The sequence below is a fragment of the Collinsella aerofaciens genome (assembly GCF_015561195.1).
Classification (GTDB): Bacteria; Actinomycetota; Coriobacteriia; order Coriobacteriales; family Coriobacteriaceae; genus Collinsella; species Collinsella aerofaciens_AC.
Genome location: NZ_JADMSU010000005.1, coordinates 90,980 through 114,980 on the forward strand (window position 1 = coordinate 90,980; position 24,001 = coordinate 114,980).

Consider the following 24,001-nt stretch of genomic DNA (forward strand, 5'->3'; position numbering starts at 1 on the left):
TCCAAACACTCCCCTACAGAATAAATCGAAGGATGTCGGAACGAAGCATATAGACAAACAGCAGCACAAAGAGCGCGATGCCCACATAGCTCACAATCGTCTGGACCTTGAGCGGAAGCTCGCGGCCCACAATCTTTTGAATGATCTCGATGACCAGCTTGCCGCCATCGAGTGGTGGGATGGGCAGCAGGTTCATAAAGCCAAGCGAGAACGAAATGAGGGCGGCAAACGAAAGGAATGTGGCAGGACCGGCAGCAGCAGCCTGTGAGGACATAACGCTAATACCCACGATCGAAGAAGACTGATCGAGAATCTCCATCGTATGCTGCGGCTGGAGCAGGCGCATCACGCCCTCCGCGGTCTGCACAACATAGGAGAATGACAGACGCGCCGAGGTGATGGGGTCCAAACGGACTACCTGCGTAGAGGCATACACACCTAGGCGCTCGTCCTCTTTGAGCGCAACCGTGGTCGAATGCTGCTTGCCGTCACGCTCGTACTCGATGGCGATATCGTCCTTACCGGCGGCCTTGCCGATGGCATCGTAAACGTTCATCCATGTGGAGCACGATACACCGTCAACCGAAAGGATCGCATCACCAGCCTCGATACCCGCCTTGGCGGCAATAGACCCCTCGTCAACCTGACCGATCACGTTGGTATCGATCGGCACGGTGACGCCCGCAATGGAATAGATGCTCATAAGCAGCAAAAAACCCGTCAGGATATTGACGAGAATGCCCGCGAGCAGCATAAAGGCGCGCTTGAGAAAGCCCTGGCCAAGATAAGTGTGCGAGCGCTCTTGCGCCAAGAAATCAGCCTCGCCGCACGGCAGCTCCCACACATCGCCCTCGGCAGTCGCATGCTCTCGATCGAACCGGCGGCCGTCAAAGGTGGTGTAACCCGCCGCGTCTCGCGGCAGCGTCTGATACTTGGTGGGATAGTAGCTCGGCGAGGGTTTCTCCCCTTCCTCATACCAGGGAGCGATGGAGCCCCAGCCCAGCAACAGAGCACAAGCCTCGAGCACATCCTCCTCGGAAAGCTCGAGCTCGACAGCAAGGTCGGCCACGGTCACGCGACCATGACGGTAGATAGCCGCGAGCACGCGATCGGCGCAGGAGACATCGGTCGGATCCATACCGCAGATGGCAGCGTAGCCACCCAGCAGCAGCGGGGTCACGCCAAACTTGGTTCCAATGCGACGCGACGTGTAATGGATGTCAAAGCGGCACGGCAGGCCCAAAAAGAACTCGGTCACACGGACGCCGCAGGCACGCGCCGCCAAAAAGTGGCCGCCCTCGTGCAAAAACACGAGGACGGAAAGCATCAGCAGGCCCCAAAAGACCGATGAGAGAACGCTCAGAACAGTATCCATAAAACGAAAAAGCAATCCTTATGGGTTAGGAACGGGTTGCGGAGAGTACCTGCGCAGCCTTTTCACGCGCCCACGCATCGATGTCGCGAAGCTGCTCAAACGAATCGACCGCCTGCATATCGTGGGCATCCATGCAGGATTCCACAATGCGATCGATATCGGTAAAGCTGCAGCCATCGTGCAGGAAGGCATCGACGGCGACCTCGTTGGCGGCATTGAGCACGCACGGCATGGTGCCACCCGTCTTGCCGGCACGCTCGGCCAGTGCCAGACAGCGGAAGGTATCCATGTCGGCAGCATCAAACGTGAGCTGCCCCAGCTCGCGGAAATCGATACGAGGCGCCGGGGTATCCCAACGCTCGGGATACGAGAACGCGAACTGGATGGGAATACGCATGTCGGAAGCACCGAGATGCGCCATCACGGAGCCGTCGGCAAACTCGACCATAGAGTGAATCTTGGACTGACGCTGCACGACCACGTTAATGAAATCGAGGTCGCAGTTAAACAGATGCATGGCCTCAATGCGCTCCAGGCCCTTATTCATGAGGGTGGCGGAGTCGATGGTGATCTTAGCACCCATGGCCCACGTGGGATGTGCGAGGGCATCGGCACGCGTCACGCGATTTAGCTCGTCGCGCGTGCGGCCAAAGAACGGACCGCCCGAGCAGGTGAGCCAAATACAATGAGCCTCGCGCGGGTTCTCCCCCAGATAGCACTGGTAGATGGCGGAGTGCTCAGAGTCGACTGGAATAAGCTGGCCCGGTTGCGCCAACGGCATAAGCAAGTCGCCACCGACGACGAGGGACTCCTTGTTGGCAAGGGCAAGACGCTTATTCGAGGTCAAGGCCGCATGGCTCGCCTCGAGACCGGCGGCACCCACAATAGCGACGAGTACGCAGTCGACATCGTCGCGACGCGCGAGCTCGCAAACCGCCTGCGCGCCAACGCCGAGCTTCGTTCCCTCGGGCAACTCCTGCAGCACGGCGTCATCGCCATGAGCGACATCGGCCACGGCAACCGCCGAAACCGAGAACTCGCGGGCAGCGGCAACAAGCTCGGAGGTACTGGAGTTAACGGACAGCGCCGTCACCTGCAGGCGATCGGCATGCTGGCGGCACACATCGAGCGCCTGGGTGCCGATGGAGCCCGTACAACCCAGGATGGCAACACGGAGGCGTCCATCGGGGCCATACGTCGTCTGGAATGACATTACAGCACGCCTCCGATCATCAGCATCAGCTGCGCGGTGATGCAGCCGAAGATAAGCGAATCGCTACGATCGAGCATGCCGCCGTGGCCCGGGATAAGGTTGCCGGAATCTTTGACGCCCACACCGCGCTTGATGCGCGACTCGATAAGGTCGCCGATAACGCCCAGAATGGACACGACCACGCCGCACAGCAGCGCATAGGGCAGGCTGAGCTTGAAGAAATGCGTCGCCCACAGGATGAGCCAAATCAAAACCGAGCCCAGGATGCCGCCAACAAACCCCTCCCAGCTCTTTTTGGGAGAGATCTTGGGAACCATCTTGTGTTTGCCGATACGGCTACCCACGATATAGGCAAACGAATCGGAGACCCAGAGAGACGCGCAAACACCCACCGAAAGCAGGGCGCCGGCAAAACCGGGCACGGCATCGCGCAGCAGCACGATAGCCGACAGCATAAAACCGGTGTAGATGGGACCCATGAGTGTCACGGCAACATCGGATATACGGGTACGCGGCGACCAGACATACCAAATGCCCACAGCGAGCATCAGGGCAAAAAGCAGGGCATTCAGCAGCATCGAATCGCCCAACGCCGACAGCGGAAAGAGCACGGCGGCAGCGATACCCATGCGCTCGTTAGCCATCTTGCCATCGAGCCTTGTCATACGGAAAAACTCATAGCAGCACAGACCGCTCATGACGGAAACAAAGATGGCCGTGGGCACGATACCCAAAACCAGGCACAGGATAAAGACAACGGCGTAGACGATACCGGCGGCGGCACGGGTAATAAAGCCCGCCAGCCACGAACCGGTGCCGCTCTTCACTGCAGGCGTTCCCGCAGTGGCAGCTTTGCGCGCAGGCGTCTTGGGAGCAGATGCCTTGGGACGATCGGACACGATTAAGCCTCCTCGGTCTTGCTCAGTCCACCAAACCTACGGTCACGGCCCTGATAGGCCAAAATGGCGTCGACAAGGCCCCAACGATCAAAGTCGGGCCAATAGGTATCGGTGACGTAGAATTCGGAATAAGCCACCTGCCACAGCAGATAGTTCGAAAGGCGCAGCTCACCAGAAGTGCGAATCACAAGCTCAGGATCGGGAAGGCCGGCGGTATAGAGGTGGGAAGCCACCATGTCGTCATCAATTGCGCCAGGATCGATCTTACCGGCGGCAGCGTCGAGTGCGATCTGACGGACAGCGCGGGTAATCTCGGCACGCGCGCCGTAGTTGACGGCAAGCGCCAGCGTCATGCCGGTGTGATTGGCGCACTCGGCAAGACCGCGTTCAAAAACGTCGCGGGTCTTCTTGGGCAGCGCGGAAATGTCACCCAAAAAGACAACGCGCACGTTTTCGCGCTTCAGAAGCGGCAGCTCGTCGATAAACGTCTTGGCAAACAGGTGCATCAAGACGTTGACCTCATGCTGCGGGCGGTTCCAGTTTTCGGTAGAAAACGCATAGGCCGAAAGCACGTCGACGCCCAGACGCACGCAGGCGGTAATAATCTCACGAAGGGAGACGATACCCGCCTTGTGGCCCTCGGTGCGTGCAAGACCGCGCGATGTGGCCCAACGACCATTGCCGTCCATGATGCACGAGATATGGTGCGGAATGTTATTGAGGTCAAGGTCGGAAAAACCGACGCCCGCAGGGGCGTCGGCAAAGTACTCGACCAGTTTATGCTCGTCGTATTGCACCTTAGATCTCCATGACCTCGGCTTCTTTTTCCTTCAGAAGCTCCTCGACCTTGGCGACATACTCATCGGTGTGCTTCTGGACCTTGGCCTGCTCGCGACGGACATCGTCCTCGGTGAGCTCCTCATCGCGCTCAAGCTTGTTGTTGAAGTCGCGACGGATGTTACGGATAGACACCTTGGCCTGCTCGGCGTACTCGCGGCACTCCTTGACGAGCTCGCGACGGCGCTCCTCGGTGGGAGCCGGGAACGGCAGACGAACGACGGTGCCATCGGAGTTGGGGGTAATACCCAGATCGGAAGCGCCGATGGCCTTGACGATAGCGTTGATGAGTGCCTTGTCCCACGGCTCGATGAGCAGCATGTGGGCCTCGGGGGTCTTGACGGCGGCAACCTGCGTGACCGGCGTGGGAACACCGTAATAATCGACGGTGATGTCGGACAGAATGTTGGCATTGGCGCGGCCGGTACGGACCTTGGAGAAGTTATGCTTGAGGGACTCGAGCGACTTGTCCATATGGGCGGTGATGTTCTCTGCCATGCTTAATCCTCCTGATAGACGAGCGTGCCGACGGGCTCACCCGCGAGCGCGCGCTTGACGGTGTCCTCGCCATCGATGTTGAGGACCAAAATCGGCATACGGTTATCCTGGCACAGTGCCGTAGCGGTGGAATCCATAACCTGCAGACCGCGGACGAGAACCTCGTGATAGGTAATCTTGTCAAAACGGACGGCATCAGCGCACTTGACGGGATCCTTATCGTAGATGCCGTCAACCTTGGTGGCTTTAATCAGAATCTCGGCGCCGATCTCGCACGCACGAAGAGCCGCGGCGGTGTCGGTCGTAAAGTACGGATTGCCCGAACCGGCGGCAAAAATAACGACGTTGCCCTTGGAAAGGTGGTTGATGGCGCGACGGCGAATATAGGGCTCGCAGATCTCGTTCATCTGGATAGCGCTCATCACGCGGCAGGGAACATCGTTATGCTCGAAGGCATCCTGCAGGGCGAGCGCGTTCATAACGGTTGCCAGCATGCCCATGTAGTCGGCCTGAGCACGCTCCATGCCACCGGCAGCGCCTGCCATGCCGCGGAAAATATTGCCGCCGCCGACAACGACGCCGACCTCATGGCCAACGGCGAGCAGCTCCTTGACCTGCTTAGCAAGATGGTCGGTAACCTTGGGGTCGATGCCATATTGGCCGTCGCCCATCAGCGCTTCGCCGGAAAGCTTAAGAAGTACGCGTTTATATCGGATGTCGGACAAAGCGATCCTCCTTTAGATTGAACTCTCAACATTCTATCAAAGGCTCTAAGAAGAGCCATGAAAAAGCAGGCTGTGAGTAAAACCCACAGCCTGCTCATTACCAGCTACAAGAGCTTATTTACTCGCCACGGACCAGACGGTCAAAGGCAACGACGGTAATGGTGTCGCCGAGCTCCTTGGAGACCTGCTCAGCGTACTTCTTGATGGTGAGGGAGCTGTCCTTGATGAACTCCTGCTCGGTGAGCACGGACTGCTTGTAGAACTTCTCCAGACGGCCGACAGCCATCTTCTCCTGGATAGCCTCGGGCTTACCGGACTCGGCAGCCTGAGCCATGTAGATCTGCTTCTCGTGCTCGACGGTCTCGGCCGGAACCTGATCGCGGGTAGCGCAGATCGGGGCGACGGCGGCAACCTGAAGGGCAACGTCGTGAGCGAAGGTCTTGAAGGATTCAGCCTGAGCGGTCTCAGCCTTCTCGAAGGCGAACTCGACGAGGACGCCGATCTTACCACCCATGTGGATGTAAGAAGCGAGCGCGCCGTTCTCAGCCTTGCGGGCAGCGAAGCGGGAGATCTTCATGTTCTCGCCCATGATGTGAATCATCTCGGTGAGCTCGGAGGAAACGGTCTCCTCGCCCATCGGCTTCTCGAGCAGAGCGTCGACGTCAGCAGGCTCGGTGGTAGCGACAACCTCAGCGACCTTGGAAGCAAAGCCGGTGAACTTGGCGTTAGAGCCAACGAAGTCGGTCTCGCAGGAGAGCTCGAGCAGAGCGCCGGTCTTGCCATCCTCGGAGACGAACGCGGCGACAGCGCCCTCGTTGGTCTCACGGCCAGCCTTCTTGGCAGCCTTGGCAAGGCCGTTCTTACGCAGAACGTCGACAGCGGCGTCCATGTCGCCGTCAGCCTCGACGAGAGCCTTCTTGCACTCCATCATCGGGGAGTCGGTCATCTCGCGGAGCTGCTTGACCATAGCGGCGGTAATCTGGGCCATTGTGGTTCCTTTCAAAGAGATGAAAAAGAATTAACTAAGACTGATTTACTCGGCCTTGGGCTCAGCGGCCATCTCGGCCTCGGAGACCTGCTCCTTACCAGAGCCAGCGAGGCAGGCGTCAGCCATGAGCTCGCACATAAGGGTGACAGCGGAGATAGCGTCATCGTTGCAGGGGATGCCGTACTCGACCTCGTCGGGATCGGAGTTGGTGTCGATCAGGGCGACGACGGGGATGTTCAGGCGCTGAGCCTCCTTGATGGCGTTCTCCTCGCGCTTGGTGTCGATGACGAAGAGAGCCTGGGGCAGACCCTTCATGTCGCGGGCGCCACCGAGGTTGGTCTGGAGCTTGGTGAGCTCCTTGCCGAGAACAGCCTGCTCCTTCTTAGGCAGAACAGCCATGCGGCCGTCCTCGACCATGGCCTCGAGCTCCTCCATGCGGTTGATGCGGGAGCGGATGGTGACGAAGTTGGTCAGCATACCGCCGAGCCAACGCTGGTTGATGTAAGGCATGTTGGCGCGCTCAGCAGCATTCTTGACGGCCTCCTGAGCCTGCTTCTTGGTGCCGACGAACAGCACGTTGCCACCCTTGGCGACGTTCTTGACGAAGGTGTAGGCCTGGTCGGCGTCGAGGATGGTCTGCTTGAGGTCGAGGATGTAGATGCCGTTGCGCTCACCGAAGATGAACGGCTTCATCTTGGGGTTCCAGCGACGGGTCTGGTGACCGAAGTGGCAGCCGGCCTCGAGCAGGGTGCGGATATTAATCTTGGTAGCCATGTTAAACCTCCTGTGGTTTGCCTCCGCGCGGGGTCATCCTCCAAAACCAACCCGGACATGTGCTACCAAAGCCCGGGCACCACGGTATGAAGTAGCCGCGCGTGCGTGATAAAAACATGTTGCCGTGAAGCAACCCGATGAATGATAGCAGGAATGCCTCTTCCTGCCAACCCGCAATCAAAACCACACACCTGAGTGCGGCGCGGGACGTCCCAGCCACTATTCGCCGCGGGGATGGGCTTGAGCCACGGCACGTTTAAGCCGATCGGGTGTGAGATGCGTGTAGATCTGCGTCGTGGACAGGCTCGCATGACCTAGCAGCTCTTGAACCGAGCGCAGGTCCGCACCGCCCTCGAGCAAGTCGGTCGCAAAGGTATGGCGCATCGCATGCGGGGCGATGTCAGCCGGAATGCCGGCGAGCGTCGCCAGCGTATGGAACCGCCGCCGGAGCATCGCGGAGCTCATGCGATTGCCGCGCGCCGATATAAGCAGCGGATGCGGCCCGGTAGCGAGGTCGCGGCGCTTTGCCCGAGCGAGCAACTCCGGCCTCCCCTCTTCAATATAGAGACGCGTCACATCGAGCGCACGACGATACAGAGGGACGATACGCTCCTTGCTCCCCTTGCCCCACAGGCGCAGCGTGCGCTCGGACCATGAGATGGATTCCACATTGAGCGCCGCAAGCTCTGAGATGCGGGCACCCGAGGCATAGAGCAACTCGAGCATCGCCGCATCGCGCAGTCCCGCGGGTGTTGAGGTATCAGGCGTCTTGAGCAGCGCCTCGACCTGCTGGGTCGTAAGGACGCCCGGCAGGTCACGCGGCAGCTTGGGCGACGCGATCGCCGAGACCGCATCGCCCTCGACAATCCCCTCGGCAGCCATCCAGCGATAGAGAGATCGGATAGCCGACAGGTGCGCCGCAAGCGTTCGGGGAGCCACCTGCTCACGCGAAAGCTCAGCAAGATAGCGACGAATGGTGCGCACGTCGGCAGCGAAAGCATCAATATCCTCGCGCTCGCACCAGGCAGCAAAGCGCTCCAGTCTCGAGCCATAGGCCGTCACCGTGTTGGGAGAAAGCCCCTCAACGCGTGCGATATAGGCGATAAAAGAGTCGACGGTGTCGTACAGGTCAAAGGCTATGACCGGTCGCCTCCAAACAAGTCGGAACGCGTGGCCAAGTAGGCATCGAGGGCCTCGAGCGCACGGTCCGCATAGGCCTGATAGCGGTCGCGCTTGCTGCGGCGCTTACCGTCCTCGAGCGGCGGCACCAGGCCAAAGTTGACATGCATGGGCTGATAGCCCACGGTGGCAGGATCGGTCGCATAGCCCACGAGCGCACCCAGGGCGCCCACGCGGGGCAACTCGACGGAATCGGCGCCGATAGCCTCTGCATAGGTGTTGAGCGCCGCGAGCAGACCGGTCGCCACGGCTTCCATGTACCCCTCGGTGCCGGTGATCTGACCGGCCAGGCGCACGCCGGTACCGGGCACGGCAAAGGTGCCATCGAGCACGTGCGGGGCGTCGACAAAGGTATTGCGGTGCATGACACCGTAGCGGAAGAACTCAGCGTTCTCCAGGCCCGGCACCATATGGAAGACGCGCTTCTGCTCGCCAAAGGTCAGGTTGGTCTGGAAGCCCACCAGGTTATAGGCGGTCTTCTCCTTGTTCTCGGCACGCAGCTGAATCGCCGCCCAAGGGCGACGTCCGGTACGCGGGTCGGTGAGGCCGACGGGCTTCATGGCGCCAAAGCGAATGGCGTCCTTGCCGGTGCGCGCAACCTCCTCGGCAGGCTGGCAGGCCTGGAACAGATCGCCGCCCTCAAAGTCCTTGAGCACCACGCGGTCGGCCGTGGTGAGCGCCTCGATAAAGGCCTCGTACTCCTCCTTGTTGAGCGGAGCGTTGAGATAGTCGCCGCTCCCCTGCTCCTCGTAGCGCGACTGCGAAAACAGCACGTCCATATCGAGCGTGGAGGCATCGACGATCGGCGCCGCGGCATCGAAGAACGCAAGGGCGTCGCCACCGACGAGCTTCATGACCTCTTCGCTCAGCGCCGGTGAACACAGCGGGCCCGCGGCAATGACCACGTGGCCCTCGGGGATCTGGGTGACCTCGCCGTGAACGACCTCGATATTGGGGCGGGCGGCAACCTCAGCCTCGACGAGCTCGGAGAATGTAACACGGTCGACCGCCAGGGCGCCACCAGCGGGAACAGCAGCGCGATGGGCGCAGTCGAGCAGGACTGAACCCATGCGCTCAAGCTCGGCCTTCAGCAAACCAGCCGCGGAATCCGGACGGGTCGACTTAAACGAATTGGAGCAGACGAGCTCTGCCAGGTGATCGGTATGGTGAGCCGGGGAGCTCACCTGGGGGCGCATCTCGCACAGCTTTACGGCAAACCCGCGGTCTGCCAGCTGGATCGCGCATTCCGAACCCGCCAGACCGCCACCGATAACCGTCACCTGATCGAACTGCATCTGCAAACACCTTTCTAATTGACACGTTTTCCATTGTGACCGAAGGGCGTCTGGGCGTGAAGGGCAAACTTGGAGGGCGCATACCTTCCATCCATCATGCGCTCGATAAGGCCCTCGAGTTCAAGCGAACCCAAGAGTTTGAGTACGCCGACAGCATCGAGTGAGACGAGCGCCGCGATGTCGTCGACCTTGAGCGGAGAGGCGATGAGCGCATGCATCACGGTCTGCTGTGTTGGATTCAGGTCGGCAATGCCGGGAGCATCGGGGCGCGAGTAGCGCAGGGTGCCGTATATGCGAGAGATAGCCATCTCGATGGACTCCTCGTCGACAATGCAGCAGGCACCGTTCGCAATGAGGTAATTCGTGCCACGCGACTCGGGCGATAGGATCGACCCCGGCACGGCAAGAAGTTCGCGCCCCAAATCCATAGTAGCCTCGGCTGTAGAAAACGTCCCGGAAGGCATACCCGCCTCGGATACAAAGAGGGCTTGCGACAGGGCCGCGATCACGCGATTGCGACGCGGAAAGGCAAACTTGCGCGGACCCATGCCCCACGGAGAGATCGACACGACCGCGCCGCCCGTATCGAGCGTGCGCGTAATAAGCCCCGCGCTCGAACGCGGGTAGACCACGTCGGCGCCCGTCCCCAGCACCACGACGTGTTTGCCGCCGGCGTTGACCGCAGCCCAACCCGAGGCCTGGTCACAACCGACCGCACCGCCCGAAACTACCGTCACTCCCGCCTCAACCGCCACCTTCGCCGCAAGCTCTGCCACGGCAAGACCATACGGCGAGGCCTTTCGCGCACCGATGATGGAGAGCGCGGGCGTCGAAAGCACCTCGGGGTTGCCGCGCACATAGAGCGTCTGGGGTACATCAGATAGCTCCAAAACGCTCTCGGGATACAACGCATCACCTGGATGCAGCTCGAAGGTCCCCTCAGCTATCATTGGTCCCTCCTTCCCTGGTACATCGCCGCCTCGAGCACGTGGTCCTGCGTCACTTGCTCGCTCTCGGCGACGTCAGCGATTGTACGCGCGATACGCACCAGGCGTACGATGCCGCGGCCCGTGAGATGCGTGCGTTTGGATAGGCCAAGTACGCATTTCTCGGCAGCATCATCGAGCTCGAAGGTCGAAACGACGCCGTCAATAGACCGCGTCTCGTCATCCTCGGCCTCGGCATCCGCATCGTCCATACGGAACTCGCGCCAGGCGCGAAAGGCACGACCGCGCACAACGTAGTCACGTAACTCGGCCGACGACATACCCTCCGCACCCTCGATAATCACTTGAGGGTCGGGACGGGTCACATCGATCATCATGTCGATACGGTCGGCCAAGGGACCGCGCAGTTTAGACCGATAGCGCTCGACCATCGCCGCCGAGCAGCGACACGGTACCTCGCGATCGCCCAAAAAGCCGCAGGGGCAGGGATTGCTCGCAGCCAGCAGCTGAAAGCGCGACGGGAAGGTAAAAGCCCCGTCGACGCGTACGATCCTCACGTAGCCGCGCTCGATGGGCTGACGCAGCGTCTGCAGCACGCCAGTGGGAAACTCGGCAAGCTCGTCCAAAAAGAGCACGCCGCCATGAGCAAGGCTGATCTCACCCGGGTGCACCGGGCGCCCGCCGCCGATAAGGCCTGCGGTCGAAATACTGTGGTGGGGACTGCGGAAGGGGCGGTGCCCCGCCAACAAGCCATCAATGTTCTCACCCAAAACCGAATGGATGCACAGTGCCTCCTGCTGATCCTCAACGGAAAGCTCGGGCAGGATGCCGGTCATACGGCGTGCGAGCATCGTCTTGCCCGATCCCGGAGACCCGATCATGAGCAAGCCGAGTTCTCCTGCCGCCGCAAGCGCCATGCCGCGTTTAGCGACTTCCTGCCCCAGCACGTCTGCATAGTCGAGCTCGGGCTCAAAGGTCGCCTCGACGCCCTCGGAATCCAAGTAGTGCCGTGCGGCATCGCCCATGCCGTGAGCAAGCTGAGACAGATGGTCGATAAAGCCGCAATCTACGCCCGCGAGTGGCACATGCTGGTCGGACCTGCCGGCGATAAAAGACAGCCCCATGTCGCGAGCCAATAGCTGAAACGCCACCTCGCCCTTGACGGGAAGCACCGTACCGTCCAGACCAAGCTCACCTGCGATAAGGCAGCGATCGAGGTTGTCACGGGGAATCTGCTCATCGGCCGCTAGAACCGCGATGGCGATGGGCAGGTCAAAGCCGCTACCGGTCTTGCGGATATCGCCGGGTGCCAGGTTAACGGTAATGCCCGAGCGCGGGATCTCGAACCCGGCGGAGCGCATCGCGCAGCGAATACGACCGCGTGACTCCATCACCTCCATACTCGGGATGCCGAGCATCTGAATGCCCGGAACGCCGCCGGCAAGCGAGACCTCGACCGTGACGTGAATCGCCTCGACGCCGCGGATGCAGGCCGCGTGAACGGCAAACGTCTCGAACGCCATCACGACACCTGCCAATCGAACGCGTTGTACTGATGCTCGATCTCGGCGATATGCCCGCCGCGAATGGTGACACCCACTGCATCGAAGCGGATCGCCTTGAGCGGATAGTGCTCCATGAGATAGCAACTTGCGATACGGCGATACCGACGCTGCTTTTGGGCATCCACGGCCTCCTCGGGAAAGACCCGCGTGGTGCAATCCAGGGCGACGCGCCTGGTCTTGACCTCGGCCATCACCACGACATCGTCAAGCTCATCGAGCAGCACCAGATCGGCCTCGCCCTCGGTGCAACGATAACCCTGCTCCAGCAAGGTGTAGCCGCGCTCGTTAAAGTAGTCGATGGTGATCAGCTCGCCCAGCATGCCCAGCTCACGGGGACTGAGTCCCTTGATAAACTCGGGCGTCATCGCCCCGCAGTCGAGCTCGCCGTTTTCCCAACGCTCCTTGAGCTGCTGCGTCTTGCTCTTTTTGCTTGCGGCACTCATGGGGTCTCCTTTCCCGCACACTGCATTGCCCCGATGATGAGGGCACCTTTCATGCGGGTAAGTACAGGAAGCAAACCAAAAGCTGACCAAATGCCGTCAAAAAAGGGCCGTACGCAGCAATGCTGTTGCATACGGCCCGCTACCAGCAGGTTTATAAAACCCTAGAGGTCCCTGTCTCCACAATTGACCTAGAAAAGGCGCTCAGTCTGCAGAAAGTTTCCGCAAAAGCTCACACGATGCAGTGGACAAAGTCCATGTTTTCGAATGGCCTCGATGTGCTCGGGGCTCGCATAGCCCTTCGATTCGGCCAGATGGTACTCGGGGTACTCGGCGTCGTACTCGACCATCATCTCGTCACGCGTGACCTTTGCCATGATGGATGCCGCGGCGATACAGGCGATCTTGGCATCGCCCTTCACCACGTCGCGCTCATTGGGAACGGCGCCCAAGGGGTTGCCATCCATGAGGACGCAGTCGGGTTCAAGTCCCGTATCGGCCACCGCACCCGCAACGGCAGCGCGGATGGCGCGGGCCATACCCATCTCATCGATATCTGCAGGAGCGATATGGCAAAAGCCGATAGCAGTCGCCACCTCGGCAATCTTAACCGAGAGCAGCTCGCGGCGCGCCGGCGTGAGCTTTTTGGAATCGTTGATGCCCCAGATGCGCGGCTCCATCGGAAGGCACACGGCACACACGGTCAAGGGCCCCGCTACCGAGCCACGGCCCACCTCGTCGACGCCCACGACCACGCCATCACCGCCGAGCTCATGCATAAGCTCGTACATGCCGTTGACGCGCTCGCGCTCGGCAAGCTCCTTGGCATGGCGCTTAAGGGCACGCTCGCAAGCCTTGATCACCTGCTGGCGCGGATCCTCGCGATAATGCTCCACGAGGGCGGGAATCTCCTCGAACGTGGCACTCGCCAGCTCGCCGGCAACCTGCGATGCCGAAACCGAGCTCGTCATATTGGCCATACCAGGCCCTCCTTGCATGCAAATCAGATAAAAAGAAGGGCCACCCGAAGGTGACCCTTACGTCCAAACGAGTGGACAGACGCTGCGATCTTCTTAGCGCTTCTCGGGGATGCGAGCAGCCTTGCCCACCTTGTCGCGGAGGTAGTACAGTTTGGCGCGACGGACGCGACCATGACGAACGACCTCGAGCTTGGCGATCTTGGGGCTGTGAAGCGGGAAGGTACGCTCAACACCGACACCGAAGGACATCTTGCGGACAGTGAAGGTCTCGCGGGCACCGGCGCCGGCCATGCGGATGACGTCGCCCTGGAAGACCTGGATGCGCTCGCGGTCGCCTTCCTTAATGCGGTAGTGAACCTTGACGTTGTCGGCGACGCGAACCTGAGGAATGTCCTCGCGGATCTGCTGACGCTCGATTGCGCGGATGTAATCCATGTGCAATTCCTTACTCTTCTAGAGGTGCCGTACCACCTTGGCCGGCACGTAGTTGAACAAACGTATTCGAGTATACACGCGCGGGTTTCTGCTGCAAGAACAATTTTTTACGCAGACAAAAAGACAAAACCCGCACATGATAACCGCCCGCCTCGCGAATGAGACGGGCGGCATGAAGGGGGCTACGCTAGGCGTCTAAACCCAAAACGTTAGGCGGAGCGCTTCGCCTCGAGCTTGGCCTGAGCGGCCGCCAGGCGCGCGAGGGGCACGCGATAGGGCGAGCAGGACACGTAGTCCACATCGGCCACGTTGAACAGGCCCTTAATGGATTTGGGGTCGCCGCCGTGCTCGCCGCACACGCCAAAGTGCATGTCGGGGTTGGTGGCGCGACCCTTCTCGACGGCCATGCGCACGAGCTCCAGCACCGCCGAGTCGATGGTCTCGAAGGGGTTGTCCTTCAAGATCTTCTTGTGCATGTACAGCGGGATGAACTTGGCCTCGGCATCGTCACGAGAGAAACCGAAGGTCGTCTGGGTGAGGTCATTGGTGCCAAAGCAGAAGAAGTCAGCATGATGGGCGATCTCGTCGGCAACCATGCAGGCACGCGGCAGCTCGAGCATCGTGCCCACGGGAATATTGAGCTCGACGCCCTCCTCGACGGAAACCTCGGCGATCACGCGCTCGATGACCTCGCGGGTCTGGACATGCTCCGCCGTGATGGAGACGAGCGGAACCATGATCTCGGGACGCGGATCGACGCCCTCCTTGATGAGGCGAGCGGCAGCCGTGGCGACGGCGCGAACCTGCATGAGTGGCAGATCGCTAAAGACAACGGACAGGCGCACGCCGCGCAGGCCGAGCATGGGGTTCGACTCGACCATGCCATCGATACGGCGCAGGCGGGCACGCAGGACGGCAAGCTCTTCCTCGCTGGCGCCAGCGGCTTCCTTCTTGGTGATGGCGACCTCGAGCTCGCGAGGATTATCCAGGAACTCATGAAGCGGCGGATCGAGCAGGCGAACAACTACGTCGCGACCGGACATGGTCTTGAACATCGCCAGGAAGTCCTCGGTCTGAACCTTAAGCAGGTCCGCCAGGGCCTGCTGCTTCACGGCCTCATCATCGGAGAGGATGAAGCTCTGGATGATGTTCTTGCGGTCGCCCAGGAACATGTGCTCGGTGCGGCACAGGCCGATGGCCTCGGCGCCAAACTCGAGCGCGAGCGCGGCATCCTCGGGGTTGTCGGCGTTGACGCGCACATGGTTGGCGTGGCCGCCGGTCTCGTCCAGGCGAATCTCGTCGGCCCAGGACAGGATGGTGTCCAGGTCGCCGGTGAGCTCGGCCGAAACCAGATCAACGGCGCCGTCGACGACGATACCCTGGGTGCCGTCGATGGAGATGACATCGCCCTCATGCAGCACGCGGTCGCTGCCCTCGATGCGCACGACCTTCTCGGCGGCGTCGATATGGAAGCGCTCAACGCCGCAGACGCAGGGCGTACCCATGCCGCGGGCGATAACGGCGGCATGGCTCGTCTTGCCACCGTGGCTGGTCAGAATGCCCTCGGCGGCGACCATGCCCTTCAGGTCGTCGGGGTTGGTCTCCCAACGAACCAGAATGACCTTGTGGCCCTCGTTGGCGCGCGCGACGGCGTCGTCGCTCGAGAACATGACCTCGCCCACGGCGGCACCGGGGCTGGCATTAAGACCGCTGGCGAGAGCCTCGTACTTCTTGGAGGCGTCGAACTGTGGGTGCAGGAGCTGGTCGAGCTGCGCGGGATCGATGCGGCTCACAGCCTCATCGCGGGTGATCAGACCCTCCTCGACCATCTCGATGGCGATGCGCAGGGCGGCGGTGGCAGTTCGCTTGCCCACGCGGGTCTGGAGCATCCAGAGCTTGCCCTGCTCGATGGTGAACTCAATGTCGCACATGTCGCGATAGTGATCCTCGAGCGTCAGGAAGACGCGCTCGAGCTCCTTGCCTGCGGACTCGAGGCCCGGGGTGGCCTTGAGGTCGGCGATGGGCTCGGTGTTGCGGATACCGGCGACGACGTCCTCGCCTTGGGCATTAACCAAAAAATCACCGTAGAACTCCTTGGTGCCGTCGGCCGGATTGCGCGTGAAGGCAACGCCGGTCGCAGATGTCTCGCCCTTGTTGCCAAAGGCCATGGCCTGTACGTTGACGGCGGTGCCGAGTTCGTCGGAAATGCCATGCTGCTTGCGGTAGATGCAGGCACGCTCGTTCATCCAGCTGCCAAAGACGGCCTGAATTGCAAGGCGTAGCTGAAGCTCCGGGTCGTGCGGGAAAACGGGCTTGCCGTCAGCGACCTCGAGCTCGGGATACAGGGAGGCATCGACGTTCTCGGAGAAGATGCCCTTAAAGGTCTCGACGAGCTCCTGCAGATCCTCGGCCGAAAGCTCGGAGTCGACGCGGACGCCGGCGACCAGGCGTGCCTGGGTCAGCGCGTTCTCGAACAGGTCGGCGTCAACGCCCATAACGACGTTGGAGAACATCTGAATAAAGCGGCGGTAGCTATCCCAAGCAAAACGCGGATTTTGCGTCTGGGCGATGAGCCCCTGAACGGAGTCGTCGTTGAGGCCTAAGTTGAGGACCGTGTCCATCATGCCGGGCATGGAGAACGGAGCGCCCGAACGAACCGACACGAGCAGCGGATCGGAGGCGTCGCCGAGCTTCTTGCCGCAGCGGGCCTCGAGGTCCGCCTCGGCAGCAACGATCTCATCGAGTGCACCCTCGGGCCACACGTTGCCGGCACCGGAGTACTCGACGCAAGTCTGGCAGGTAATAGTAAAGCCACCGGGAACCGGCAGGCCGATACGGCTCATCTCGGCAAGGTTAGCACCTTTGCCGCCAAGCGCGAAGTTCATGGACTTGTCGCCCTCGGTGACACAGGTGCCCTGGGCGTCGGTTCCAAAACGGTAAACCCTCTTGCAATCGCTCACGACACTTCCCCTTCCATGCGCTCTCGCGCACGACCGTGGTAACGAATCGACCCGCCGAATGCGGGCCGTGAGGGAACTATACGGCGGGTTTTGGGCAGGCTTGAGCAGAGGGTGCGCGGTTTGGTAAACGTGCTAAAACTGGCGGTAAACGGTAGGTAAAGGTGGTTACCTTATGAAGATACCACTGCAATAAAAAAGCAGGTCAAGTGCGATGTTTTTGCTAAATCGCTTTATCAAAATGCTACTACTATTAGGTGCGACGGGCGGCGCGGCGGGCACGGGCTTCTTGGATTTCCTCCAAGTGGCTAATGATCTCGGCAGCGCTTTCCTCGATGGCCTTGCCGTCGGTACGCACCACAAAGCAGCCTAGGCGTTTCATGAGGGCACGAGCTTCCTCAAGCTCGCTGCGCACGCTCTCGGGCTCGGCATAGGAGCCGGCAACGGCACGAGCGTAGTCATCGCCCAAGCGGCTATCGCGAATTTCGGAAATCACATCGACGGTCGAAATCAGGCCGAACAGGCGCATCGGGTCGACCTCGTAAATCGACTTCGGCGGCTCCATGCCATGGGCCAACGGAACATTGGCAACCTTGTAGCCCTGATAAGCCAGATACATCGACAGCGGCGTCTTGGACGTGCGCGATACGCCCAGCAGCACGATATCGGCACCCGACAAATCGTCGCAACCGCGCCCGTCATCGTGCTCAACGAAATATTCCATGGCCTCGATACGATGGAAATAGCGGTCATCGGTCCTGTGGATCACGCCCGCGACGCCTTTGGGCGGCACACCGATGAGCGACGATAGCACGGCGAGCGTCGGACCGATCAGGTCGACCGAACGGATATGCAGCATGCCCAGGTAATCGAGCACGCGGGCGCGAAGCGCCGGATCGACAATGGTGTGAAACACGGCAATATCGCGATGGTCGGCATCGACGCGCGGGCCCACAAACGACTCCACCTGCTCCACCGAGGTCACCTTGGGCAGGCGCAACAAACGAAAAGCCCCTTCATCAAATTGCCCGGACGCCGCAAGCACCACCTCACAAGCGGTATCACCGAGCGAGTCGGAGATAACGATAACGGTGGGACGAGCGGTGACCGGGCAATCCATGCGGGGCTCCTTTTGCGCTTACGCGCAGGCTGGCTTACTTTTTACGAGCAAGCTCACCGATGTTGGCGATGCCGGAGAAAACGGCCTCGAAGCGGTTGAGCAGCTTAAGGCGATTATCGCGGAGCTGCTCGTCCTTGTCCATGACCATGACCTCGTCGAAGAAACGGTCGATGGGCGCGCGCAGGGCGGCGAGGGCAGCAAATGCGGCCGGATAATCCTCGGTAGCAAGGGCGGCATCGACAGCGGTCTGAGCAGCCTCGGAGGCGTCGGCGAGCGCAAGCTCGACCTCGCCCATCAGTCTGCGGTCGTACTCCACGCCCAGCTCGGGCTTGGAGATATGCGCGGCGCGAGCATAGGCGGTCGCAAGGTTGTCGAACGTCTCGGCGTCGTTCTTGCGGGCCTCGTCGAGGGCGGCGCAGCGGGCGAAGAAGACGGACGGAGCGATGATGTGCACCGCGGAGACGGCGGCAACGGTATCGGCCGGGATCTTTTCGTCGCGGGCCATGCTCACCAGGCGGCCATGGAAGAAGTCACGAACCTGCTGGGCGACCTCGGCGGCGTCGAACTCAATGCCCTGCTCGCTATAGAGCTCGAGGGCGAAGTCGATGAGCGACGTGGGGTCGATCGGCAGGCGGTCGCGCAGGATGTTGATGATGCCGATAGCGGCACGACGCAGCGCGTAGGGGTCCGAAGAGCCGGTCGGGGGCTCGCCGATGGCAAAGATACCGGCGATGGTATCGAGCTTGTCGGCACAGGCCACGATGCAGCCAGCGGTGCCCTCGGGCAGCTCGTCACCGGCAAAGCGAGGACGATAGTGATCGCGAATAGCATGAGCGACCTCGTCGTTCTCCCCCATCGCGATGGCGTAGTAACCGCCCATCACGCCCTGCTGGCTCGTGAACTCGACGACGGCGTTAGACACCAGGTCGGCCTTGCACAGGTGCGCGGCGCGAGCAGCGTCGGCGGCCAGGTGGGCGCCCAGATGGGCCTCGCGAGCGATGGCAAGCGCGAGTTGCTCAATGCGCTCGGACTTGGCGAGCACGCTACCGAGCTTCTCCTGGAAGGCGACCTTGGCCAGACGCTCGCGGAACTCGTCGAGGGAGATCTTCAGGTCCTCCTCGTAGAAGAACTTGGCGTCGTCCAGACGGGCGCGCACGACGCGCTCGTTGCCGTCAATCACGCGCTCGGCATTCTCGGGCTTGCTGTTGGAAACGACCACGAACTCACGCGTGAGCTTGCCCTCGCCGTCATAGATCGGGAAGTAGCGCTGGTTGGTGAGCATGGACTCGCAGATAATCTCGTGCGGGACCTTGAGGAACTCCTCATCGAAGGTACCGACGAGCACCGTCGGCCACTCGCAGAGGTTAATAACCTCCTCGAAGACCTTCTTGGGCGTATCGACATGGCAGCCGGGACGGGCGGCCTCGACCTCGGCGATACCGGCGAGGATGGCCTCACGACGGCGCTCGGCAGAAAGCACGCCGGCGTCCTCGAGCACCTGCTCGTAAACGGCGGGGCTGGCAACCACATGGTCACCAGGGCCAAGTACGCGATGACCGCGCGTGGTGTTGCCACTCGTCACGTCGGCAAACGACACGGGCACAACATCCTCGCCCAGAAGGCAGCAGATCCAACGGACCGGACGCACGAACGTCGCGTGCTCGTGGCCCCAGCGCTGGCTGCGGTAGTTGGGCCACTGCAGGCCGGCGATGGTCTTCTCGCACAGAGCAGTCAGAATCGGCGTAGCCGGTGCGGAGGGAATATTCTTCTCGGCGAACACATACTCGCGACCGTCGGTGTCCTCGCGACGGACCAGGTCCTCGGCAGCCACACCGCACTTGCGGGCAAAGCCCTGGGCGGCCTTGGTGGCGTTACCGTCAGCGTCGAAGGCAATGTTGGCCGCGGGGCCACGCTTGACCTCGTGAACCTCATCGGTCGCGGTGGCGACGTTAGCCACGAGCGCAGCCAGGCGACGCGGGCTCGAGATCACGCGGACCTCGCCGTGGGCCAGACCGGCCTCGTCGAGACCCTTGGCGATCATGGTGCCAAGCTGCTTGACGGCATTGTTCAGCGGCGCGGAGGGCATCTCCTCCGTACCGATCTCAAACAGGAAATCCTTAGCGTCTGCCATGGCTTACGCCACCTCGCCTTCCTGATCGGCATTCTCGTTGACTTCGGCGACCTCGGCCATATAGGCCTCGCAGCACGCCTTAGCGACGGCGCGGACGCGCAGGATGTAGTTAGCGCGCTCGACCGCGGACAGGGCGCCACGGGCATCGAGCAGGTTGAAGGCGTGGCTGCACTTCATGACGCAGTCATATGCCGGCAGCGGCAGCTTGCGCTCCAGGCAGGAGTGGCACTCGGCCTCGTAGTCGTCAAACTTCTGACGCATCATCTCGACGTTGGCGACCTCAAAGTTATAGGCACTGAACTCGCGCTCGTTCTCGAGGAACACGTCGCCATAGGTCATGGGCGTTCCGTCGGGCAGGTAGCTCCACACCAGGTCGTAGACGGAGTTGACGCCCTGAGCGTACATGGCAATGCGCTCCAGGCCATAGGTGATCTCGACGGGCACGGAATCGACCTCGATGCCGCCCACCTGCTGGAAGTACGTAAACTGCGTGACCTCCATGCCGTTGAGCCAGACCTCCCAGCCAAGGCCCCAGGCGCCGAGCGTCGGGCTCTCCCAGTCGTCCTCGACAAAGCGGACGTCATGGTCGTTGGGATCCAGGCCAATGGCGGCCAGCGAACCTAGGTAGAGCTCCTGGGCGTTGACCGGCGACGGCTTGATGAGCACCTGGAACTGATAGTAGTGCTGCATGCGGTTGGGGTTCTCGCCGTAGCGGCCGTCGGCGGGACGGCGGCAGGGCTGCGCATAGCAGGTGCGCCACTCGGCGGGACCGAGCGAGCGCAGCGTGGTCGCGGTATGGAAGGTACCGGCACCGACCTCGGAGTCATAGGGCTGCATAATGACGCAGCCCTGCTCGCCCCAGTACTGCTGGAGGCGCAGGATGATGTCTTGGAAGGAAAGCGATGAAGCGTTCATGCCTCTAATATCCCCTCGTCGAAACGATTACACGGTTAGGTACTGTACTATAGCGGTTTTTAGTCGATAGCGCCGATGCGGTTGAGCGGCCAGTAGCGCACAAGCGCCACAGCGATCAAATCAGAGCGATCGACGGGACCAAAGTAGCGTGAGTCGGCAGAGTTTTCGCGGTTGTCGCCCATCACCCACACGCACCCGTCGGGAACGGTGTAGGGATAGCTTACCTGAGCGCCGGGCGCTTGGACCGAAAGTGGCCAGCTCATGCCCGTCGTATAGTCCTCGTCGAGCGCTTGGCCGTCAACGACCACCTTGCCATCCTGCAGGTCGACCGTCTGGCCGGCCGTGGCAATAACGCGCTTGACAAGAACATCATGCTCGGAGGTGCCATCGGGGTTGTGAAACACCACGATATCGCCCTGCTTGACGGGCTGACCGAGCTCGAGGCTCACCTTTTGCGCCAGGATCTGGTCGCCAATCTCGATTGTGTCCTCCATAGAGCCGGTGGGCACCACAAAGGGCTCGACCACAAACGAGCGAATCAAGAAGGTGGCGACCAGTGCGATCGCGATGACCGCGATCCACTCAAAAGCACCCCTCAACGCGGAATGTTGCGTAGGAACCATTCTCACTCCTCGCTCTGCGAATACGAAGCGTCCAAAATCTCCTGCGCGTAAGCGCGCTCCTCGGGCGTGAGCCGCGCTGTCTCGATCAGATCGGGACGCCAGCGGCAGGTGCGCTCGATGGCGTTCTTACGACGCCAGGCATCGACCTTGGCGTGATCGCCGCTCACAAGCACCGGCGGCACGCCCTCGCCGTTGAACTCGGCGGGGCGGGTGTACTGCGCGTACTCGAGCAGTCCTCCGTCCTCGGCGGTCGAGAATGACTCGTCCACATTGCTCATCTCGTCGCCCAGGGCGCCGGGAATCAGGCGTACGACGGCATCGGCAACGACCATAGCGGGAAGCTCGCCGCCCGTGAGCACGTAGTCGCCGATCGACAGACGCTCATCGGCATACGCATACGCGCGCTCGTCGACGCCCTCGTAGCGGCTGCACACAAACAGCAGGCGCTCACTTTTGAGCAGGCGCTCGGCCACATGCTGCGTAAAGGGCTCGCCACAGGGGGTGAAGAACACAACCGTGGGCTTGGGACCCTCTGCGCCAATGGCCTCGATGGCCTCTGCGATAGGCTCGACCTTCATGAGCATGCCCTGCCCGCCGCCGTACGGCTCGTCATCGACGGTACGATGGCGGTCGTGCGTCCAGTCGCGCAGGTTATACGCCTTGAAATCAAAAAGGCCGGCCTTGCGGGCGCGGCCCAAGATCGATGTGGACATGACGGGCTCAAACATCTCGGGAAAGACCGAAAGGGTCTCGATCAGCATGTTGTCCTCCCTACTTGTCCATATCGATCAGGCCGTCCATAACGTGGACGGAAATTGTTCCTGTGTCGGGAAGATCGAGCACGACCCGCTCGATCACGGGAATCAGTACCTCGCCGTACCGATCGCCCTCGACAACCCAAACATCGTTAGCGAGCGTCGACATGATCTCGACGATCGTGCCGAGCGAACCGAAGCGCTCGTCGACCACCTCGCGACCCATCAGGTCGGTATAGGCAGCGTCGAGCGAATCGAGCTCAAAGTCGTCACGATTTGCCAGCACGTAGCATCCCGTGATGCCCTCGGCGGCCGTCAAGTCGTCAATGCCCTCAAACGAGACCAGATCGCCATCGCCCGTATCGGTGACGGACACGACCGTGCAAAAGCGGTCGCGCTTGAGCGCCGGCGGCGTCAGGGCGACGCGCATACCAGGCTCTAATACAGAAGGAAGCCCCCGCAGCGGCTGCGCGAGGACCTCCCCCTTCCTTCCGTGCGGCTTGACCACACGGGCGATGTTTTTGTACTGGGACCTCAAGGTCCTAGCCCAGAACCTCTACCTCGACAGCAGTGTCGAGGCGAGCGGCCAGTGCACGGGCGAGCGTGCGAATGGCCTTGATGGTACGGCCACGACGGCCGATGACCTTAGCGACGTCATCCTCGGCGACCGAAACCTCAATCGTAGAGGCGTCGTCACCATCGATGACCTCAAGGCTCACGGAATCCGGGTCGTCGACGATCTGAACAACGAGATATTCGACGAGATCGGCGATGCGATCTGAGAGCATTGCCTCACCCTCGAGCTGTGCAGCGTCAACCTCAGGCACGATTTACTCCTCGGCGCCCTCAGCGGCCTCAGCGGCAGCCTTAGCGGCCTCGGCCTCTTTGGCGAGCTGCTTCTTGGACTTCTTGACGACGGTCTCGGTCTTCTCGCCCTCGTTGGCGGCCTTGACCAGAGCGGCGACGGCGTCGGTGAGCTGAGCGCCCTTGGACTGCCAGTCGGCGATCTTCTCGAGGTCGAGGTTGATGGTCTTGGGGGCGGTCATCGGGTTGTAGCGGCCAACCTCCTCGATGATACGACCGTCACGCGGGGCGCGGGAATCGGCGACGACGACACGGTAGTACGGACGCTTCTTAGCGCCGTGACGAGCAAGGCGAATCTTGACTGCCAAAGGAAACTCCTCCAACCAAGCAGCTTTAGGCTGCAACTACAAACAAACAGTTGAACATAATACGCCATCGACGCGGGCAGGTGAAGTCCGTGAGACCAACTTCTTCGGTGTAGTCGAGGGCAAATCCATATCTTAGACAAGAATTCGGGATTTGCAAGCACATACACGCACCCCACAT

At 61.2% G+C, this 24,001-nt stretch carries 24 protein-coding genes; all 24 read right to left on the minus strand.

Translation table 11 applies throughout. The features are described 5' to 3' along the window. Positions 1–13 precede the first annotated feature (13 nt). On the minus strand, positions 14–1,375 hold the full coding sequence (locus tag I2H81_RS06295) for a M50 family metallopeptidase (RefSeq protein WP_195644953.1): 1,362 nt from the start codon (positions 1,373–1,375) through the stop codon (positions 14–16). A gap of 25 nt (positions 1,376–1,400) precedes the next feature. After that, positions 1,401–2,588 carry a 1-deoxy-D-xylulose-5-phosphate reductoisomerase gene (gene dxr / locus I2H81_RS06300; protein ID WP_195644954.1) on the minus strand — a complete coding sequence of 396 codons (1,188 nt, stop codon included), beginning with the start codon at positions 2,586–2,588 and terminating at the stop codon, positions 1,401–1,403. Continuing rightward, positions 2,588–3,487: a phosphatidate cytidylyltransferase gene (locus tag I2H81_RS06305; RefSeq protein ID WP_271736527.1), complete on the minus strand. Its 900-nt coding sequence runs from the start codon at positions 3,485–3,487 to the stop codon at positions 2,588–2,590. Before I2H81_RS06305 ends, dxr begins: the two co-directional genes overlap by 1 nt. A 2-nt stretch (positions 3,488–3,489) precedes the next feature. Further along, positions 3,490–4,284 (minus strand): isoprenyl transferase, encoded by a 795-nt coding sequence (locus I2H81_RS06310; protein ID WP_055309876.1) that lies wholly within the window; start codon positions 4,282–4,284, stop codon positions 3,490–3,492. A gap of 1 nt (position 4,285) precedes the next feature. Next, on the minus strand, positions 4,286–4,822 hold the full coding sequence (gene frr, locus I2H81_RS06315; RefSeq protein ID WP_006236112.1) for a ribosome recycling factor: 537 nt from the start codon (positions 4,820–4,822) through the stop codon (positions 4,286–4,288). 2 nt (positions 4,823–4,824) lie between these two features. After that, entirely contained in the window at positions 4,825–5,547 is a 723-nt protein-coding gene (pyrH, locus tag I2H81_RS06320) for a UMP kinase (RefSeq protein ID WP_040359955.1), read from the minus strand. 118 nt (positions 5,548–5,665) lie between these two features. Beyond that, positions 5,666–6,535, minus strand: a complete 870-nt coding sequence (gene tsf / locus I2H81_RS06325) for a translation elongation factor Ts (RefSeq protein WP_022094736.1) — start codon at positions 6,533–6,535, stop codon at positions 5,666–5,668. Between the two features lie 45 nt (positions 6,536–6,580). Beyond that, complete coding sequence (gene rpsB / locus I2H81_RS06330; protein WP_006236109.1) at positions 6,581–7,309, minus strand: 30S ribosomal protein S2; 729 nt, start codon at positions 7,307–7,309, stop codon at positions 6,581–6,583. A gap of 219 nt (positions 7,310–7,528) precedes the next feature. Next, the gene (locus tag I2H81_RS06335) at positions 7,529–8,449 is read right to left on the minus strand and encodes a tyrosine recombinase (protein ID WP_195644988.1); all 921 of its coding nucleotides are present in this window, start codon (positions 8,447–8,449) and stop codon (positions 7,529–7,531) included. Continuing rightward, on the minus strand, positions 8,446–9,783 hold the full coding sequence (gene trmFO, locus I2H81_RS06340) for a methylenetetrahydrofolate--tRNA-(uracil(54)-C(5))-methyltransferase (FADH(2)-oxidizing) TrmFO (RefSeq protein WP_195239256.1): 1,338 nt from the start codon (positions 9,781–9,783) through the stop codon (positions 8,446–8,448). Before trmFO ends, I2H81_RS06335 begins: the two co-directional genes overlap by 4 nt. Before the next feature lie 14 nt (positions 9,784–9,797). After that, positions 9,798–10,733 carry a DNA-processing protein DprA gene (locus I2H81_RS06345; protein ID WP_138374170.1) on the minus strand — a complete coding sequence of 312 codons (936 nt, stop codon included), beginning with the start codon at positions 10,731–10,733 and terminating at the stop codon, positions 9,798–9,800. Then, entirely contained in the window at positions 10,730–12,253 is a 1,524-nt protein-coding gene (locus I2H81_RS06350; RefSeq protein ID WP_138374169.1) for a YifB family Mg chelatase-like AAA ATPase, read from the minus strand. Before I2H81_RS06350 ends, I2H81_RS06345 begins: the two co-directional genes overlap by 4 nt. Next, on the minus strand, positions 12,253–12,738 hold the full coding sequence (locus tag I2H81_RS06355) for a YraN family protein (protein WP_055285132.1): 486 nt from the start codon (positions 12,736–12,738) through the stop codon (positions 12,253–12,255). The genes I2H81_RS06350 and I2H81_RS06355 overlap by 1 nt, the downstream gene beginning before the upstream one ends. A gap of 188 nt (positions 12,739–12,926) precedes the next feature. Next, positions 12,927–13,715 carry a ribonuclease HII gene (locus I2H81_RS06360; RefSeq protein WP_138374168.1) on the minus strand — a complete coding sequence of 263 codons (789 nt, stop codon included), beginning with the start codon at positions 13,713–13,715 and terminating at the stop codon, positions 12,927–12,929. Between the two features lie 93 nt (positions 13,716–13,808). Then, positions 13,809–14,150 (minus strand): 50S ribosomal protein L19, encoded by a 342-nt coding sequence (gene rplS, locus I2H81_RS06365; protein WP_006236098.1) that lies wholly within the window; start codon positions 14,148–14,150, stop codon positions 13,809–13,811. A 209-nt stretch (positions 14,151–14,359) separates the two neighbouring features. Continuing rightward, positions 14,360–17,110, minus strand: a complete 2,751-nt coding sequence (gene ppdK, locus I2H81_RS06370; RefSeq protein ID WP_138374167.1) for a pyruvate, phosphate dikinase — start codon at positions 17,108–17,110, stop codon at positions 14,360–14,362. 250 nt (positions 17,111–17,360) lie between these two features. Next, positions 17,361–18,227: a pyruvate, water dikinase regulatory protein gene (locus tag I2H81_RS06375; protein ID WP_195644955.1), complete on the minus strand. Its 867-nt coding sequence runs from the start codon at positions 18,225–18,227 to the stop codon at positions 17,361–17,363. 34 nt (positions 18,228–18,261) lie between these two features. Continuing rightward, positions 18,262–20,358, minus strand: coding sequence for a glycine--tRNA ligase subunit beta (gene glyS, locus I2H81_RS06380; protein WP_138374989.1), 2,097 nt, complete (start codon positions 20,356–20,358; stop codon positions 18,262–18,264). Between the two features lie 3 nt (positions 20,359–20,361). Next, positions 20,362–21,273: a glycine--tRNA ligase subunit alpha gene (locus I2H81_RS06385; protein ID WP_195644956.1), complete on the minus strand. Its 912-nt coding sequence runs from the start codon at positions 21,271–21,273 to the stop codon at positions 20,362–20,364. A 59-nt stretch (positions 21,274–21,332) separates the two neighbouring features. Continuing rightward, positions 21,333–21,896 carry a signal peptidase I gene (gene lepB, locus I2H81_RS06390; protein ID WP_138374987.1) on the minus strand — a complete coding sequence of 188 codons (564 nt, stop codon included), beginning with the start codon at positions 21,894–21,896 and terminating at the stop codon, positions 21,333–21,335. 2 nt (positions 21,897–21,898) lie between these two features. Further along, on the minus strand, positions 21,899–22,657 hold the full coding sequence (trmD, locus tag I2H81_RS06395) for a tRNA (guanosine(37)-N1)-methyltransferase TrmD (protein WP_138374986.1): 759 nt from the start codon (positions 22,655–22,657) through the stop codon (positions 21,899–21,901). A 10-nt stretch (positions 22,658–22,667) separates the two neighbouring features. Next, complete coding sequence (gene rimM, locus I2H81_RS06400) at positions 22,668–23,159, minus strand: ribosome maturation factor RimM (protein ID WP_271817504.1); 492 nt, start codon at positions 23,157–23,159, stop codon at positions 22,668–22,670. 34 nt (positions 23,160–23,193) lie between these two features. Further along, positions 23,194–23,439, minus strand: coding sequence for a KH domain-containing protein (locus I2H81_RS06405; RefSeq protein ID WP_171021534.1), 246 nt, complete (start codon positions 23,437–23,439; stop codon positions 23,194–23,196). A 42-nt stretch (positions 23,440–23,481) separates the two neighbouring features. Next, positions 23,482–23,823: a 30S ribosomal protein S16 gene (gene rpsP / locus I2H81_RS06410; RefSeq protein ID WP_022094749.1), complete on the minus strand. Its 342-nt coding sequence runs from the start codon at positions 23,821–23,823 to the stop codon at positions 23,482–23,484. Positions 23,824–24,001: the final 178 nt, after the last annotated feature.